Genomic DNA, 14,443 nt, shown 5'->3' on the forward strand with positions numbered 1-14,443 from the left:
GGATCGCCGCTAAAGCCGGCCCTTGCCCGAGGAACCGGTATTGGCTAGCCGCCGGCAAGCCAATCCGAGAGGCTGCGGGCAAAACTTCGCGGCACGATGAGTTCGCACGCGGTCTCGCCGGTGCGCAGGAAGAGCACGGGCACGTGATGGAAGGATGTTTGCACGGCGCGGCCCGGAGCGGCGGCCGGCGCGTGCCAGTTGACGGCAATGCATCCGGACAGAAGCCTTGCGATACCAGGGCCGGCCATTTTCAAACGAACACGACCTTCGCCGAGGGGAACCGAACAGCCGAGGTCGGGGTCGACGGCAAGCGCGGGCGCTTGCGCGCTCTCATCGAGAACCAGCCAGAGGCGGCGAGGTGCAACGCGGACGACGAGTAGACCTTTGTGGCGAACCGTCTCTCCAACCGAGGTGGGAAGTTTCGTGTTGAGCGACGCCGAGACGCTCTTTTCGAATTGTCTCAGTGTCGCGTCCCAGCCCTCGATCTGGATAAGCGGACAATCCGCCACGGACAGGCTGAAATCCCGAGAAGAGGTCAAGCTAGCCATGCAGCCGTTCTCCCTGCGGATCGATGAATACCGGCGAGACAACGCGGGCGCGAACCGTTTCGGCCTTCATCGGATAGACCGCCACGACCTCGCTTCCTTCTGCCGCGACATCACCGGCAAGCAGAGCCAACCCGACATAATGGCCGCGTTCGGAGCTGAAAGTGACGGAGGTGACACGACCGCGCCCATGGCCATGGGGTTTCTCATCCGGCAGGAACAGGATGGCGCCGCCGCGCAGGCGTTTTCCGTCCTCGATGCATTCCAGTCCGACCAGACGCTGCCGGTTGGGCGCCCGGAGGGCAGGGCGCCGTCGCAGGACGTCGCCGACGAAGCCGCTGCGCTTGCCGGCCATGCGGCCGAGGCCGAGATCGTCGAGCGTCGTGCGCCCATCGATCTCCGGTCCGGCGACATGGCCCTTTTCGACCCGCAGCGCGCCAAGCGCCTCGACACCGTAAGGCTTCAGGTCGAAGGGTCTGCCGGCTTCGAGCATGCGGCTCCAGAGCTGTTCACCGGCAGTGGCGCCGACATAGATTTCGTAAGCGCGCTCGCCGGAATAACTGAGACGCAGGATGCGGAGCGCACGGCCCTCCCATTCGCTTTCGAGTAGCCCCATATGCGAAAGCGCCTCCTCGGAAACGTCGAGAGCGGGAAACGCTGCATTCAGGATCGCGCGGCTGTTAGGCCCGGCAACCGACATCGCCGCCCAGTCGTCGCTGACCGAAGTGACGGTCACGCGCAAATCCGGCCAGGCCGTGTCGAGCAGGAATTCGAGACGCGACAGCACATCGGCGGCCTTGGCGGTCGAAGTGGTCATGAAGAATCGGTTTTCCGCTAGCCGCGTCGTGGTGCCGTCGTCGAAGACAATGCCGTCGTCGCGCAGCATGACGCCGTAGCGGGCGCGGCCTACCGCCAGCTTGGCAAAGCCGTTGGCGTAGACGCGATCGAGGAAGATTGCCGCATCCGAGCCCTGGACATCGATCTTGCCGAGCGTGGAGATGTCCATCAGCCCCGCGGCCTGGCGCACATTCCGCATTTCGGCGACATAGGCGTCGTTCACGTGGCGCCCCGACTGCCGGTAGAAATAGGGCCGCATCCAGAGCCCGACCTCGAGCATCTCGGCGCCGTTCGCCATGTGCCAATCGTGCATCGGCGTGCGGCGGATCGGCTTGAAATGATGGCCGATGGCGCGCCCGGCAAGCGCCCCGATGGCAACCGGCGTATAGGGCGGGCGGAAGGTCGTGGTGCCGGTCTCAGGAATCGTTGCGTTGCGCAGCGCTGCCATCGCGGCAAGTGCGGGAAAATTGCTGGTCTTGCCTTGGTCGGTGCCCATGCCGAGCGTGGTGTAGCGCTTCAGGTGCTCGACCGATTCATAGCCCTCGCGATGGGCGAGCCCGATATCCCCAGTTGTCACATCCATCTGGAAATCGACGAAGGCTTTTTCACGTCCGACCGAAGGGGCTTCGCGAAGTAGCGTCGTAGCGGTCTCGCCGAGATCGAGTTTGGACGGAGCGGGCACCGGCGCCGACTTGCCGCAGTAGGCTGCCGCTTCGATGCCGGCGCGATGGCCGTCCTCGACGGCAGCGGCGGTCGCATAGGCTCCTATCATTGCGCCGGCGCCGAACTGGCTGGCTGAAAAGACGCCCGGCACGAAGCCGTCAATGTCGTCGCGATAGACAGGTTTGACACCGAGGTGTGAGGTGAGATGCACGGTTGGCGACCAGCCGCCGGAGATGCAGACCAGGTCACAGGCGGCCGAGGATTGTCCCTCCGGTCCATTGAGCGTTACGCGCCTGACGGCATGGCCGCCGTGCAGGTCGACGATGCGCGTTGCGGCCCGCACCACCACGCCGAGCCGTGCGGCTTCCGCGGCAAGTGCTGCGGGCGGGACGGCGCGCAGATCGGCAACCGTCACCTCCGCGCCGGCTGCGGCATAGTCGAAGGCGGTGCGCCAGGCACCGTCATTGGTGGTGGCGACAATGATTTTCTTGCCCGGCAGGACGGCGAAACGATTGAGATAGGTCCGGGCGGCCGAGGCAAGCATGACGCCGGGCCGGTCATTGTTCGAGAACACCATCGGCCGCTCGATGGCGCCGGTGGCGAAAACAATCGAGCGGGCGCGCAGCATAGTGACCGTTTGGCGGGCCTCGCCATTCGGCTTCTGATCGGTTGGATCGCGCTGTTTGACCAGTCCAAGGACATTGCCGTCATAGCTGCCGAAAGCGGTCGTCCGCTTCATCAGCGCGACGGTTTCGAAGTCCTCCAACTCGGCCTCGGCCTGCCTCAGCCATGCGGCCGCTGCGCTGTCGGACGGTTCCGCCAAAAGCTGGCCGCCAAGCAGAAAATCTTGCTCGATCAGCGCGACCCGCGCGCCGGCTGCGGCGGCTGTCCGCGCCGCCGACAGTCCCGCCGGGCCGCCGCCGACGATGGCGACATCGGCAAAGGCATGACGAACCTCATAGCGGTCGGGATCGGGGTCGGTGCCGGCCCTGCCCAGGCCGGCCGCCTTGCGGATGAAATGTTCGTAGAACATCCAGGCGCGGCGCGTCGGGCCCATGAAGGTCTTGTAGTAGAAGCCGGCGGACAGAAACGGTGCCAACAGTCCGTTGACGCTTTGCACGTCGAAGGCAAGCGACGGCCAGCGGTTCTGACTCTCCACGACCATGCCGTCGGCGAGTTCCAGCGTCGTCGCCGGCAGGTTCGGCTCGCGCCTGCCGGCGCTCCCGAGCGTAACCAGCGCATTCGGCTCTTCGGGCCCGGCGGAAAAAATGCCACGCGGGCGATGATATTTGAAGCTGCGACCAACCAGCGCGACGCCGTTGGCGAGCAGCGCCGAGGCAAGTGTGTCGCCGCGATACCCAGCCAGCTTGCGGCCGTCGAAGGTGAAATTGACCGGCACCTCGCGACTGATACGGCCACCCACTGGCAGGCGTTTGCGGTTCGAACTCATGCCGGTTGTTTCCTGACGGTCGATTTCCTGGCGAAGTCGACGGATGCGATCGCGTGGTTGCGGGTGTCGCGTTCGACCACCAGCCATTGCCGGCAACCGGTCACGTGCTGCCAGAATTCGCGATGCTGGCCGGCCGGGTTTTTCCTGACGTAGACATAACGGTACCAGGCCTCAGGATCGGGATCGTCATGGGCCGGACGCGTGACCGAGGCATCGCCGCCATAGCGGAGTTCGTCATGGTCGCGCGGGCCGCAGCAGGGGCATTCGATGCGCAGCATTTTGTCCCGCCTCTTATTGCAGCCAGGCGGAAGGGCCGACTCCGGCCTCATCGAGCGTGTGGCCGGCGCGGAAACGATCGAGCCCGTAGGCCGCGATCAAGGGATGCGGCTTGCCGGTGGCGATCGTGTGGGCGAAGCACCAGCCGGAAGCCGGCGTCGCCTTGAAGCCGCCATAGCACCAGCCGCCATTGAGATAGAGGCCGTCGATCGGCGTCGGGCAGATGATCGGGCTGGCATCGGGGGTCATGTCCATGACGCCGCCCCAGTGGCGCAGCAGGCGGACGCGCGAAATGCACGGCATCAATGCAATCGCCGCCTCCGCCACCTCGCGAACGACGCCGAGATTGCCGCGCTGGGCGTATGAATTGTAGCCGTCGAGATTGCCGCCGAAGACCAACCCGCCCTTGTCGGACTGGCTGACGTAGAAATGGTCGGCGCCGTAAGCGACGACGTGATCTACCAGCGGCTTCAGCGGTTCGGTGACAAAGGCTTGCAGGACGTGGCTTTCGATCGGCAGTTCAAGGCCGGCCTTGGCACCGAGCACGGATGTATGACCGGCAACAGCGAGGCCGACCTTGCCGGCGCCGATCCGGCCTTTCGTCGTTTCGACGCCGACGATACTGTCGCGGTCGCGGAGGAAGCCGGTCACTTCGCAGTTCTGGATGATGTCGACGCCATGGCCGTCGGCGGCGCGCGCATAGCCCCAGGCGACGGCGTCGTGGCGCGCCGTGCCCGCCCGGCCCTGGAAGATAGCGCCATGGATCGGGAAGCGGGCGGTGTCGGAAAAGTCGAGATAAGGCACCAGCCGGCGCACGTCTTCCCGGTCGAGGATATCGGCATCGATGCCGTTCAGCCGCATGACATTGGCGCGGTGGCTGAAGCCGTCGAGCTGATCGGCCGAATGCGCTGTGACGAGCTGGCCGCGCTGCGAGAACATGACGTTGAAGTTCAGCGCCCGCGACATGCCCTCCCAAAGCTTCATCGAGAATTCGTAGAACTGGGTATTGCCGTCGAGCAGGTAGTTGGAGCGGATGACGGTGGTGTTGCGGCCGACATTGCCGCCGCCGACATAACCCTTTTCGAGCACGGCGACGTTACGGATGCCGTGGTTCTCGGCGAGGTAGAAGGCGGTGGCGAGGCCGTGTCCGCCGCCGCCAATAACGATCACGTCATAGGACGATTTTGGCTCCGCTGCCCGCCAGGCGCGCTGCCAATTCTTCTGGCCGGACAGCGCGTTGCGTAAGATCCAAAATGCCGAGTAGCGCGCCATGTGTGCAGGCCTATCGAACGATCGGGCCGGCCGGCGTGCGGGTAAGCACTTCGGCGCCCGCATCGGTCAACAGCACCGTGTTGGAAACGAAGTCATCGCCGCGACCGGTGCCCATCAGCCATGACAGGATGTGGAAGCTCATCCCGGTCTCGATCTCGAGGTCGGAATCGTGCCTCAAGCCCGTCACCGAATTGCCGCCGGTCCATGATGGCGGCTGGCCGGCGCCGACCAGGTAACCGCAGTGATGGCGGCGATAGTGGGAAAGACCGGACTCGTCGACGACAGCCTGCCAGGCGGCGTAGACATCGCGCGCCTTGGCGCCCGGCCGCAACGCCTCGACGACCGCGTTGAACGCCTTGGCGGTCACTTCCGCCATTGCGGCGTCTTCGTCGCTGATGTGGCCGATGCGAACGAGCCGGCCGAGCGGGGCGTGGTAGCGCGAGATGCACCCGGACAATTCGACAAAGACCGGCTCGCCCTTGCGGTAGATCCCGTCGCCCCAGGTCGTGTGCTCTTCACCCAGGCGCGCGGCTGGGCGGATGAACGGTCCGAAGCCCGGCGCATGACCGCCTGCGCGGATCATTGCCGCAACACATTGGGCGGCGACCTCCTGTTCGGAAGCGCCATCGGAGATCGCGGCGATCGCGGCACCGGCGGCGGCGTCCGTCACCTTGGCGGCTCGACGCATCAGCGCCTGTTCCTCGGCGCTCTTCACCCACCGCATCTTGTCGATCAGACCGGAGACATCGCTCCATTTGGCGTCCGCCTGCGTCTGGAACGCAACGGCAAGCCCATGGCTGAGGCCAGCCGTCCAGTATTCGAGGCCGATCCGCTTGCCGGACAGGCCGAGCTCCACAAGTACCCGCGCGGCAAGCTCGGCCGCCGTTTCGCTGTCGGAATGGCCACGGAATTCCGCTGCCTTCACCTGCTTCTCGATCGTCACCTTCTCCATCGAGCGGGTGACCAGAACAGGTTTTCCCCGGAGCGGGACGATCAGCAGGTGAGGGGCAAAATACCCCCAGTGATCGAGCCCGGTGAGATAGAAGACGTTCTCCGGCGAGGCGAAGACCGCCGCATCGAGCTCGCGCTCAACCAGTGCAGTACGGACCTTTGCCAGGCGGCCGGCGATTTCGGCTTCGGAAAACGGATTGCGGTCCATCGGGCGTCCTCGTGCTTGTTGCCGGGTTGGTGGCGGGCATGGTTCTTTTCGGCAGCCGGTTTCCCGGCCACCATGTCAGTCGATGACGATGAGTTCGCGCGCCACATCGCAGAGGCGTTCGCCGCCGCGTTCCGTGACGACGAACGATTCCGAGATGGCGATGCCGAAATCGTCGAGCCAGACGCCGGCCATGAAATGGAAGCACATCCCAGGCTGCATCTCGGTGGTGTCGCCGGGACGAAGGCTTGCGGTGCGTTCACCCCAATCGGGCGGGTATGCGAGCCCGACCGGATAGCCGACGCGGCTTTCCTTCTTCAGCCCGTTCTTCCTCAACACTGCCTGCCAGGCGGCTTCCACCTCCTCGGCGGTGTAGCCGGGGCGCGCCTTCTCGAGGCCAGCGTCGACGCCCTCGACGATCGCCTTGGCCATGTCGAGGATGGCTTGCGGCGGCTTTCCGAAATGTACCGTCCGGGTCAGCGCCGCATGATAGCGGCGGCGCACGCCGGCGATCTCCAGAATGGCGAGGCCGCTGTCCGGCAGCGGCGCGTCGGACCACGTCAGATGCGGCGTGCTGGTGCCCTCGCCAACGGGCATCAGCGGACAGATCGCGGCATAGTCGCCGCCCGCTCCGGGCACCCCCATGATCTGCGCGTGATAGATTTCGGCAATGACATGGTTCTGAGGCACACCGGGCCGCATTTTCTCGATGGCGCGGTTCATGGCATGCGTGCAGATCGCACCCGCCTCGCGGATCAGCACCAGCTCGGCCTCGGATTTGACCAGCCGCGCCCAGTTGACGAGATCGTGGTTGTTGGCGAAGTGCGCGTCGGGCAGCCCTTGGACCAGATGGGCGTGGCAGCGCGCCGTATAATAATGCGCGTCCATCTCGACGCCGATGCGGGCTTTTCCCCAACCACGCGACCGGATCAGTTGGGCGAGTTCGTCATAAGGGTGCTCGACGGGCTGTTGCACCAGCCGTTCCGAGAACGGCATGATGTTTTTCTCCGGCAGGCCGGTGGTTAGGCGTGCGCTCTTGGCATCTTGCGACCTACCGAACCAGATCGGCCGGTCCTCCTCCAGATGGACGAGCACGCACTGCGGAACGTAGAACGACCATCCGTCATAGCCGGTCAGCCAGCACATGTTGGCGGGATCCTGACAAACGATGAGATCGAAGCCGGCTTTTTGCATACGTGTCTTCACGCCGGCGAGGCGCTGCCCATACTCCGCTTGCGTGAATGTCCCGAAGCCGTTCGCGGTCGCCACCGAAATCCTGCCTTCCAGGTACGCCGTTTGCCTTTTGTAAATGGCAACTAGGCCAAATTGTGCACAACTCGACGTCAATTTGCTGGCTAACTGCGAATTGTCGCCGAATTTTCATGGTTTTTATATCTCTGCTTGCGAAATGTCTAGGGCAGTTGTATACGTCTGATCAAGCAGGCGTCGACCTCGAAGAAGGCCGCGCCCTGGGAACCATCCACAGTTGTCCAATGGGAGAAAAGCATGCTCAAATCATCGATATCGCGCCGTATGGTCGTGAAGGCGGCTGCCTGCATCGCGCTCGCCGCGACGTCATTGACGTCGTTGTCCGCTCACGCGGAAACCACCCTCGAACGGGCCAAGAAGGACGGCTACATCCGCGTCGGTTTCGCCAACGAGGCGCCGTTCGGTTACGCCACGCCAGACGGCAAGCTGACCGGCGAGGCCCCTGAAGTCGCCAAGGCGGTGCTCGCCAAGATGGGCATATCGCAGGTCGACGGTGTTTTGACCGAATTCGGCTCGCTCATTCCGGGTCTCAAGGCCGGCCGCTTCGACATCATCGCCGCCGGCATGTTCATCACTCCGAAGCGCTGCGCCGAGATCAACTACTCCGAGCCGTCCTACGGCATCGGCGAGGCTATGCTGGTGGCAAAAAGCAATCCGAAAGGCATCAAGGATTTTTCCAGCATCAAGGACAATCCGGATCTCAAGCTTGCCGTGATGGCCGGCGCCGTTGAAGGCGGCTTCGCCAAGGAAGCGGGCGTTGCCGATGGGCAGATCGTCTCCTTGCCTGACCAGTCCAGCCTGGTCGCCGCCGTCCAGTCGGGCCGCGCCGACGCTGCCGCGCTGACCGCTCTTTCGATCGCCGACATGGCCAAGAAAGCCGACGGTGTCGAATCGACCAAGCCCTTCGGCGAGGTTGCCGGCAAGTCGGTGAAAGGCCATGGCGGCTTCGGCTTCCGCAAGGAAGACACCGACCTGCAGGAGGCGTTCAACGCCGAACTGAAGAAGTTCCTCGGTTCGCCGGAGCATATCGCGCTGGTCGAGCCACTCGGCTTCGGCAAGGACTATCTCCCCAACAAGACCACCGCAGAGCTCTGCGCGGGCAAATAGGCTCCCAACTGCTGGCGGCGCGAAAGCGCCGCCCTTTTCCTTCGGGGAATCGCATGGGTATCCGTACGCTCGTTGCCATGCTGGTCATCGCGCTTGTCGTGATCGGTGCCTTGGCAACACAGGAATCATATCAAGTGTTTATGCCGGGGCTGCTGCAAGGCGCGGTCCTGACAATCGAGATCGCCGTCCTCGGCAGCCTGCTCGCAATTATCATGGGCGTGCTTGCAGCACTTGCAAGGATGTATGGCCCGACGCCGCTCAGATGGCTGGCCACGGTTTACGTCGAGATCTTCCGCGGAACGTCGGCACTGGTGCAATTGTTCTGGCTGTTTTTCGTGCTCCCGCAATTCGGCGTCACGATCAACGCGTTCGTGGTGGCGGTGCTCGCGCTCGGCCTGAATGTCGGCGCTTACGGATCGGAGTGCGTGCGCGGCGCGATCCAGTCCGTCGCCCGCGGCCAGTGGGAAGCGTGTACTGCATTGAACATGAGCCGCCCGCAGATGTTGCGTCGGATCATCCTGCCGCAGGCCTTTGTCGCGATGATCCCACCCTGGGGTAATCTGTTCATCGAGCTTCTGAAATCGACGGCGCTGGTCTCGCTGATCACGCTTTCGGACCTCGCCTTCAAGGCGCAGCAAATGAACCAGAACACGTTCAAGACCATTCCGATCTTCACCCTCGTTCTTTTGATGTACCTGGCAATGTCGCTGGTTGTGACCATCGGCATGCGGCTTCTTGAAAGGCGGGCGTCGCTCGGACTGGCGCGGGGGAAGGCGGCATGATCTGGGATTGGGGATTTGCCCTGGAAATCCTGCCGGTGCTTGCTCGCGCCGCCGTCATTTCCATCGAAGCGACGCTGATCGGCTTTGCGCTTGCCGCCTCGCTCGGCCTGGTGCTGGCCGTTGTCCGCATCGCCGTGCCATGGACCAGCTGGACGATTTCGGTGCTGGTCGAGCTGATCCGCTCGACCCCGCTGCTCATCCAGATATTCTTTCTCTATTTCGTCTTTCCGAAATTCGGTGTCGTGCTCGACGCTTTCACCGCCGGGGTGCTGGCCATCGGCATCCACTACGCCGCCTATTGCTCCGAGGTTTATCGCGCCGGATTCGACAACATCCACCGCGGCCAGTGGGAAGCCTCGATCGCGCTCAATCTTTCGTCCTGGACGACGTTCCGCGACATCATCATTCCGCAGGCGGTCCCGCCGATCGTTCCGGCGCTCGGCAATTATCTGGTGGCCTTGTTCAAGGAAACGCCGTTGCTTTCCGCAATCGCCGTGATGGAACTGATGCAGACCGCCAAGATCATCGGCTCCGAAACGTTCCGCTACACCGAGCCGATCACGCTGGTCGGCCTGTTTTTCCTTGCCATGAGCCTGGTTTCGGCGGCGCTCATCCGCTCCCTCGAAGGGCTGCTCAACCGGAGGACCACCCGATGACTGAACAACCGATGGTCCGCTTCGACAATGTATCGAAACGCTACGGCACGTTAACCGTTCTCGACGGGCTCAATCTCGAAATAGCGCGCGGCGAAAAAGTCTCGGTCATCGGTCCGTCGGGTTCGGGCAAGACGACGGTGCTGCGCATGCTGATGACGCTGGAGACGATCAATGACGGCGTCATCTGGGTCGAAGGCGAGCCGCTGACCCATATGGAGAGGAACGGCAAGCTTGTTCCCGCCGATCTCGCCCACATCCGCAAGATCCGCGCCAAGATCGGCATGGTGTTCCAGTCGTTCAACCTGTTTCCGCATATGACGGCGATGCAGAACTGCATCGAGGCGCCGATAACGGTGCTCGGAATGAAGCGGGCGGACGCCGAGGCACGAGCGGCCGAGCTGCTGGAGCTGGTCGGTCTGGCCCAGAAGAAGGACCACTATCCGTCACAGCTTTCTGGTGGCCAGCAGCAGCGCGTCGCCATCGCCAGGGCGCTGGCCATGCGGCCCAAGATCATGCTGTTCGACGAGGTGACGTCTGCGCTCGACCCGGAGCTTGTCGGCGAAGTGCTGCAGGTGATAAGGCAGATCGGGCGCGAGCATGATCTAACCATGCTGATGGTCACCCATCAGATGGGCTTCGCCAAGGAGTTTTCCGACCGCGTTTGCTTCTTCTATCAAGGCAAGATCTGCGAGCAGGGGCCGCCAAGCGAACTGTTTGGTGCTCCCAAGAACGAGCGGACACGGCAATTCCTGCACGCTGTCCTGGAGGCTGGGTGACGATCGAGACAGAGGCCAAGCCGCCCACGACGGTGACCGCCGCGCCGCCGCGCCCGCTCTCCGCGCGGGAGCGGTTCGAGCGCATCTACCGGATATTGCGTGACCGCATCTGCCTGCTCGATTATGCGCCGGGAAGCCACCTGTCCGAGGAAGAACTTGCCCAGGAATTCGAGATCAGCCGCACGCCGGTCCGGCGCGTGCTGGCGCGCCTTGAATCCGAGGGTCTGGTTCAATCCGTCCACGGCGTCGGCACGATCGTCACCGACGTCGACATCGAGGAATTGCAGCAGGTCTATCATCTGCGCCTGGAGCTGGCGCTCCTCGTCGGCAAGCTTTCGCCGATCCCGCGCACGGCGGACGACCTCGACCGGATACGGGCGCTCATCGCGCGCTGCGATTCCGACATACTCAATCCCGACCAGCGCGCTTTCCTGCGCCTCAACATGGATTTTTTCTACGAGCTCACGGCGATGACCGGCAACCAGCCACTGCGCGAGATCAGCGAGCGCCTGTATTTTCAGGTCGCGCGCGTCGTCCTGAAGCTGATGCCGCAATTGGGCCTCGTCGAGGAATTCACCGCGTTCCGCCGCGAAATGGAAGAGGTCCTTGCCGCGGCCGAAATCGGCGACTGGGAGTCCATCGGGCACATAAGGCGGGCGCATATCTCGATGAGCTTCCGCCGCATGATGCGCCATGCAGGCGAGGCGAATCTGGATAGAGCTACATAATCAGCCCCGTAAGATTGTGCTAGTGGACTGCCGTCGAACTGGCTTCGTTTGCCAGGGAAAGCAGGCCGCCCGCCCCGATCCCGACAGAATTTGCCAGCACCGGGAATGACCAGAACGGCCCGATCCTGCAGGCCCATACCTGCCCTCAGAGAGCGTCCTCATTCGGTATGTTGGCGGGGTTCCAGACGACCTCCCACAGGTGTCCGTTCGGATCGCGGAAGTATCCGGCATACCCGCCAAAGAATGTGTCCCGAGCAGGCTTGATGATCTCGGCTTCGGCGCGAGCGGCCTCATCCATCACTTGATCGACTTCTTCGCGGCGCACAACGTTGTGGCCGATTGTGAACGAGGTCGAGCTGATCGGCGCCTTGGGCAGGCCGGTGTCGCAGGCGAGGTCGTCCTGAGCCCAGATCGCGAGCTTCAACCCGCCGGACAGCGTGAAGAACGCGACGGCGCCATGCTCGAACTCGCGGCCGATGATCCCTTCCGTCGGCAAGCCGAAACCGTCGCGGTAGAACGCGAGAGAACTCTCGAGGTTGGCGACAGCGATAGTCAAAACCGAAATGCGCGGTTTCATGGCAGTCTCCTGTGGTTGTCGGAGACACCAGGATAAAGTCGGGCGACAGTGAAGACTTGAACAAAACGGCCAATGAAGAGCGCGACGTGGTTTCACCCGTTCTGCAGCAGGTGATGAATCTGTCGCGGGGTGCTTCCCGTCAGGCGGCGGCTCTCGCGGACAAGATGCGCCTGGTCGGAATAGCCCGCCTCGGCTGCCAGGATGGCCGTAGCGCTGTTCGATTGGCTCGAAAGCCGCAGAAAGCGCTGGTAGCGGAGGATACGGTCAAGCGTCTTGGGGCCATAGCCGAAGCTCTCGTCGAAGCGCCGGCGCAACGTTCTTTCGCTCATCTCGAGCGCGCGCATCAACCAGGGGACGAGAGGCGCGTCGGGTGGCGGCCCGCGCTCGATCAAGCGATATGCCGCCTGCATGGGAACGTCTGTCGCGTGGGAGGCCATTTCCTCGGCGACGACCTGTTCGAGCGAACAGGCGAGATCCTCGAGATTGTCACCAGCGCGCACGCGGCTGGCGAGGCGCCGGGCTCGCGCTCCCCATAAATCGTCGAGGGACAGCCTCTGGCCGACAAGCTCGATTTGCGGCACGCCGAGCCATGCCGCCGCCGTGGCAGGATAAAAGCGCAAGCCGATCACGACCTCGTCTGCCGCCAGAACCTCGGTCTGCGGCTCCTTGTCGGGGCCGGCAACTCGGAAGCTGCCTCCGATCCATTGCAGATCGATCGTTGCGTCGGGCATGACGACGATTGGCGGTGCGCCCGCCGGGTCCATTCGATGCACCCACACCGAAGCAAAGCATCCGCGAAGCCGCGCCGACGGTGGACGTTGCTGAAATGAACCCGTTGCCTGCGCTGGGACGGGATCGCTCATCTCGCTCCTCTTCGGATTACCGGCGGTGAACCTACGACGCAGTGGCTGCGCCCGCCGTCGCTCGAGACAAGAATCTGCACGACCGACAACGTCTGCCAATCGAGAACGGTTGCAAGAATCGGTTGTTTTCTTCCGGCCGGAAGGAAGAGGGCAGGTGAGGGGTGATGCTACGTGCATCGCCATCGGCAGCGCCGTGTGCGGCTCATACGGCGATGGCCGTTTCGTTCAATCCGGCAAGCGAGATGCGTGCTTATCTTTCGGCGTCGTACATCACACGAGAGGTATGCATCATGAGCAACAACAACGATCAACGGATCGACTACGTCGAATTCAACGTGAAAGACATTCAGCGGTCACGCGACTTCTACGGAAAGGCCTTCGGCTGGACCTTCACTGACTACGGCCCGCAATATTGCGAGTTCAACGACGGGCGCTTGTCAGGTGGCTTCGCCGCTGGCCCAGCGAGGTCCGGAGGAGGCCCGCTCGTCATCCTCTATGCAGATGATTTGCCGGGAACGGTCAAGCGGGTCGAGCAGGCGGGAGGCAAGATCGTCAAGCCGATCTATGGATTCCCGGGCGGCAGGCGCTTCCATTTCGCGGACCCGGATGGTTACGAGCTTGCGGTTTACACCGAGGACGGCAGCAAGGAATGATCGCGTTCTTCCACCACCTCGGATTGGTTTTTGCTCGGCGGCGTCTTTATCTGGGCGGGCGCCGGGCATTTTCCTCAGATTCCGGGCGATTGTAGCGTCCCTGGCCGAGCGGCCTTTCCTGCTCCCAGGCCTCTTCTCGCGGCCGGATCGGTGCTGGAGATCCCAGGCGGCTTTTGCCTCGCAACGGGCCTTGGTGGGCCCTTTCCCGCCGCGGCATTGGCCGTATTCACCATTGCAGCGTCCTTCATGGCGCTCAATTTCTGGCGCTACAGCGGCGATGAACGCGAAGCCCTTCGTACCGTCTTCACCATCAATGTCGCCGTCTTGGGCGGATTGATTGTCGCCGCGACCAGTAGCCTGTGACGTCGTTTCGGGGCGGCGGCTTCGTCTTCATCTGCCATCAGCCGCTGGTCGTTGGCGATCCGGCGTCTTTGCAGCATTCGCCTATCGCTGCCAGAAGGGCAGCTTCGCGATCTCTTCCTCGGCCTGTCGTCTCGTCAGACCGATATCGTCGATCAGATGGGGATTGGTCTCCGCCAATCGCTTGAGGTCCCAGCGAAAGCGTGTCGGCTCGCGCCCGGCCGCGATAATGCTTCGCAGCGTCGTCAGGCTGTAGCGCCGACGCGACGCTTCCGCCGGCCGCGCTGCCTGAAGCGGGGCCGAGGCAAGGGTGGGAATATCGCTCATGGCAACCTCCATATGGTTTGAGGGGGCCCTTACGGTTTGGGGGGGCCTCGTCCTGAAAGAGGCTGAATTCTGCAGGATACGACCGGCGTCGTAATTAAGATCTCCCAAATAGTTCTCAAAACTTCCAAACGGGCTATAGATGCGCC

General features: G+C 63.2%; 16 protein-coding genes. 7 read left to right on the top strand and 9 right to left on the bottom strand.

Annotated features, from left to right (window positions below):
• Positions 1-44: 44 nt before the first annotated feature.
• The 6 genes from NKI47_RS19045 to NKI47_RS19070 all read right to left on the bottom strand — a co-directional run bounded on the left by NKI47_RS19045 (position 45) and on the right by NKI47_RS19070 (position 7,468).
• Positions 45-548: a sarcosine oxidase subunit gamma gene (locus NKI47_RS19045; RefSeq protein ID WP_352592551.1), complete on the bottom strand. Its 504-nt coding sequence runs from the start codon at positions 546-548 to the stop codon at positions 45-47.
• Complete coding sequence (locus tag NKI47_RS19050) at positions 541-3,495, bottom strand: sarcosine oxidase subunit alpha family protein (protein WP_352592554.1); 2,955 nt, start codon at positions 3,493-3,495, stop codon at positions 541-543. The genes NKI47_RS19045 and NKI47_RS19050 overlap by 8 nt, the downstream gene beginning before the upstream one ends.
• Positions 3,492-3,773, bottom strand: a complete 282-nt coding sequence (locus NKI47_RS19055; protein WP_352592557.1) for a sarcosine oxidase subunit delta — start codon at positions 3,771-3,773, stop codon at positions 3,492-3,494. The genes NKI47_RS19050 and NKI47_RS19055 overlap by 4 nt, the downstream gene beginning before the upstream one ends.
• Before the next feature lie 13 nt (positions 3,774-3,786).
• The gene (locus tag NKI47_RS19060; RefSeq protein ID WP_352592560.1) at positions 3,787-5,043 is read right to left on the bottom strand and encodes a sarcosine oxidase subunit beta family protein; all 1,257 of its coding nucleotides are present in this window, start codon (positions 5,041-5,043) and stop codon (positions 3,787-3,789) included.
• Positions 5,044-5,053: 10 nt separating this feature from the next.
• Positions 5,054-6,202 (bottom strand): M24 family metallopeptidase, encoded by a 1,149-nt coding sequence (locus NKI47_RS19065; RefSeq protein ID WP_352592563.1) that lies wholly within the window; start codon positions 6,200-6,202, stop codon positions 5,054-5,056.
• Between the two features lie 75 nt (positions 6,203-6,277).
• The gene (locus tag NKI47_RS19070) at positions 6,278-7,468 is read right to left on the bottom strand and encodes a M24 family metallopeptidase (protein ID WP_352592566.1); all 1,191 of its coding nucleotides are present in this window, start codon (positions 7,466-7,468) and stop codon (positions 6,278-6,280) included.
• Between the two features lie 237 nt (positions 7,469-7,705).
• On the opposite strand from NKI47_RS19070, the gene ehuB reads away from it, so the two are divergent.
• The 5 genes from ehuB to NKI47_RS19095 are packed head-to-tail and all read left to right on the top strand — an operon-like array spanning position 7,706 to position 11,517.
• Positions 7,706-8,575 carry an ectoine/hydroxyectoine ABC transporter substrate-binding protein EhuB gene (gene ehuB, locus NKI47_RS19075; protein ID WP_352592569.1) on the top strand — a complete coding sequence of 290 codons (870 nt, stop codon included), beginning with the start codon at positions 7,706-7,708 and terminating at the stop codon, positions 8,573-8,575.
• A 53-nt stretch (positions 8,576-8,628) separates the two neighbouring features.
• Positions 8,629-9,357 carry an ectoine/hydroxyectoine ABC transporter permease subunit EhuC gene (ehuC, locus tag NKI47_RS19080; RefSeq protein WP_352592572.1) on the top strand — a complete coding sequence of 243 codons (729 nt, stop codon included), beginning with the start codon at positions 8,629-8,631 and terminating at the stop codon, positions 9,355-9,357.
• On the top strand, positions 9,354-10,013 hold the full coding sequence (gene ehuD, locus NKI47_RS19085) for an ectoine/hydroxyectoine ABC transporter permease subunit EhuD (protein ID WP_352592574.1): 660 nt from the start codon (positions 9,354-9,356) through the stop codon (positions 10,011-10,013). Before ehuC ends, ehuD begins: the two co-directional genes overlap by 4 nt.
• Positions 10,010-10,789 carry an ectoine/hydroxyectoine ABC transporter ATP-binding protein EhuA gene (gene ehuA / locus NKI47_RS19090; protein ID WP_023717024.1) on the top strand — a complete coding sequence of 260 codons (780 nt, stop codon included), beginning with the start codon at positions 10,010-10,012 and terminating at the stop codon, positions 10,787-10,789. Before ehuD ends, ehuA begins: the two co-directional genes overlap by 4 nt.
• Entirely contained in the window at positions 10,786-11,517 is a 732-nt protein-coding gene (locus NKI47_RS19095; protein ID WP_023674261.1) for a GntR family transcriptional regulator, read from the top strand. Before ehuA ends, NKI47_RS19095 begins: the two co-directional genes overlap by 4 nt.
• Before the next feature lie 145 nt (positions 11,518-11,662).
• Here the strand turns inward: NKI47_RS19095 and NKI47_RS19100 are convergent, their stop codons facing one another.
• Positions 11,663-12,094, bottom strand: coding sequence for a VOC family protein (locus tag NKI47_RS19100; RefSeq protein WP_352592577.1), 432 nt, complete (start codon positions 12,092-12,094; stop codon positions 11,663-11,665).
• A 92-nt stretch (positions 12,095-12,186) separates the two neighbouring features.
• The gene (locus NKI47_RS19105; protein ID WP_352592580.1) at positions 12,187-12,957 is read right to left on the bottom strand and encodes a helix-turn-helix domain-containing protein; all 771 of its coding nucleotides are present in this window, start codon (positions 12,955-12,957) and stop codon (positions 12,187-12,189) included.
• Between the two features lie 287 nt (positions 12,958-13,244).
• Here NKI47_RS19105 and NKI47_RS19110 point away from each other — a divergent pair, with 287 nt between their 5' ends.
• Both NKI47_RS19110 and NKI47_RS19115 read left to right on the top strand, forming a co-directional pair.
• The gene (locus NKI47_RS19110) at positions 13,245-13,610 is read left to right on the top strand and encodes a VOC family protein (RefSeq protein WP_352592683.1); all 366 of its coding nucleotides are present in this window, start codon (positions 13,245-13,247) and stop codon (positions 13,608-13,610) included.
• 30 nt (positions 13,611-13,640) lie between these two features.
• Positions 13,641-13,973 carry a DoxX family protein gene (locus NKI47_RS19115; protein ID WP_352592583.1) on the top strand — a complete coding sequence of 111 codons (333 nt, stop codon included), beginning with the start codon at positions 13,641-13,643 and terminating at the stop codon, positions 13,971-13,973.
• Between the two features lie 81 nt (positions 13,974-14,054).
• Here the strand turns inward: NKI47_RS19115 and NKI47_RS19120 are convergent, their stop codons facing one another.
• Positions 14,055-14,297, bottom strand: a complete 243-nt coding sequence (locus NKI47_RS19120) for a DUF1127 domain-containing protein (protein WP_352592586.1) — start codon at positions 14,295-14,297, stop codon at positions 14,055-14,057.
• Positions 14,298-14,443 lie beyond the last annotated feature (146 nt).

Source organism: Mesorhizobium sp. M0633 (assembly GCF_040320645.1).
GTDB lineage: Bacteria > Pseudomonadota > Alphaproteobacteria > Rhizobiales > Rhizobiaceae > Mesorhizobium.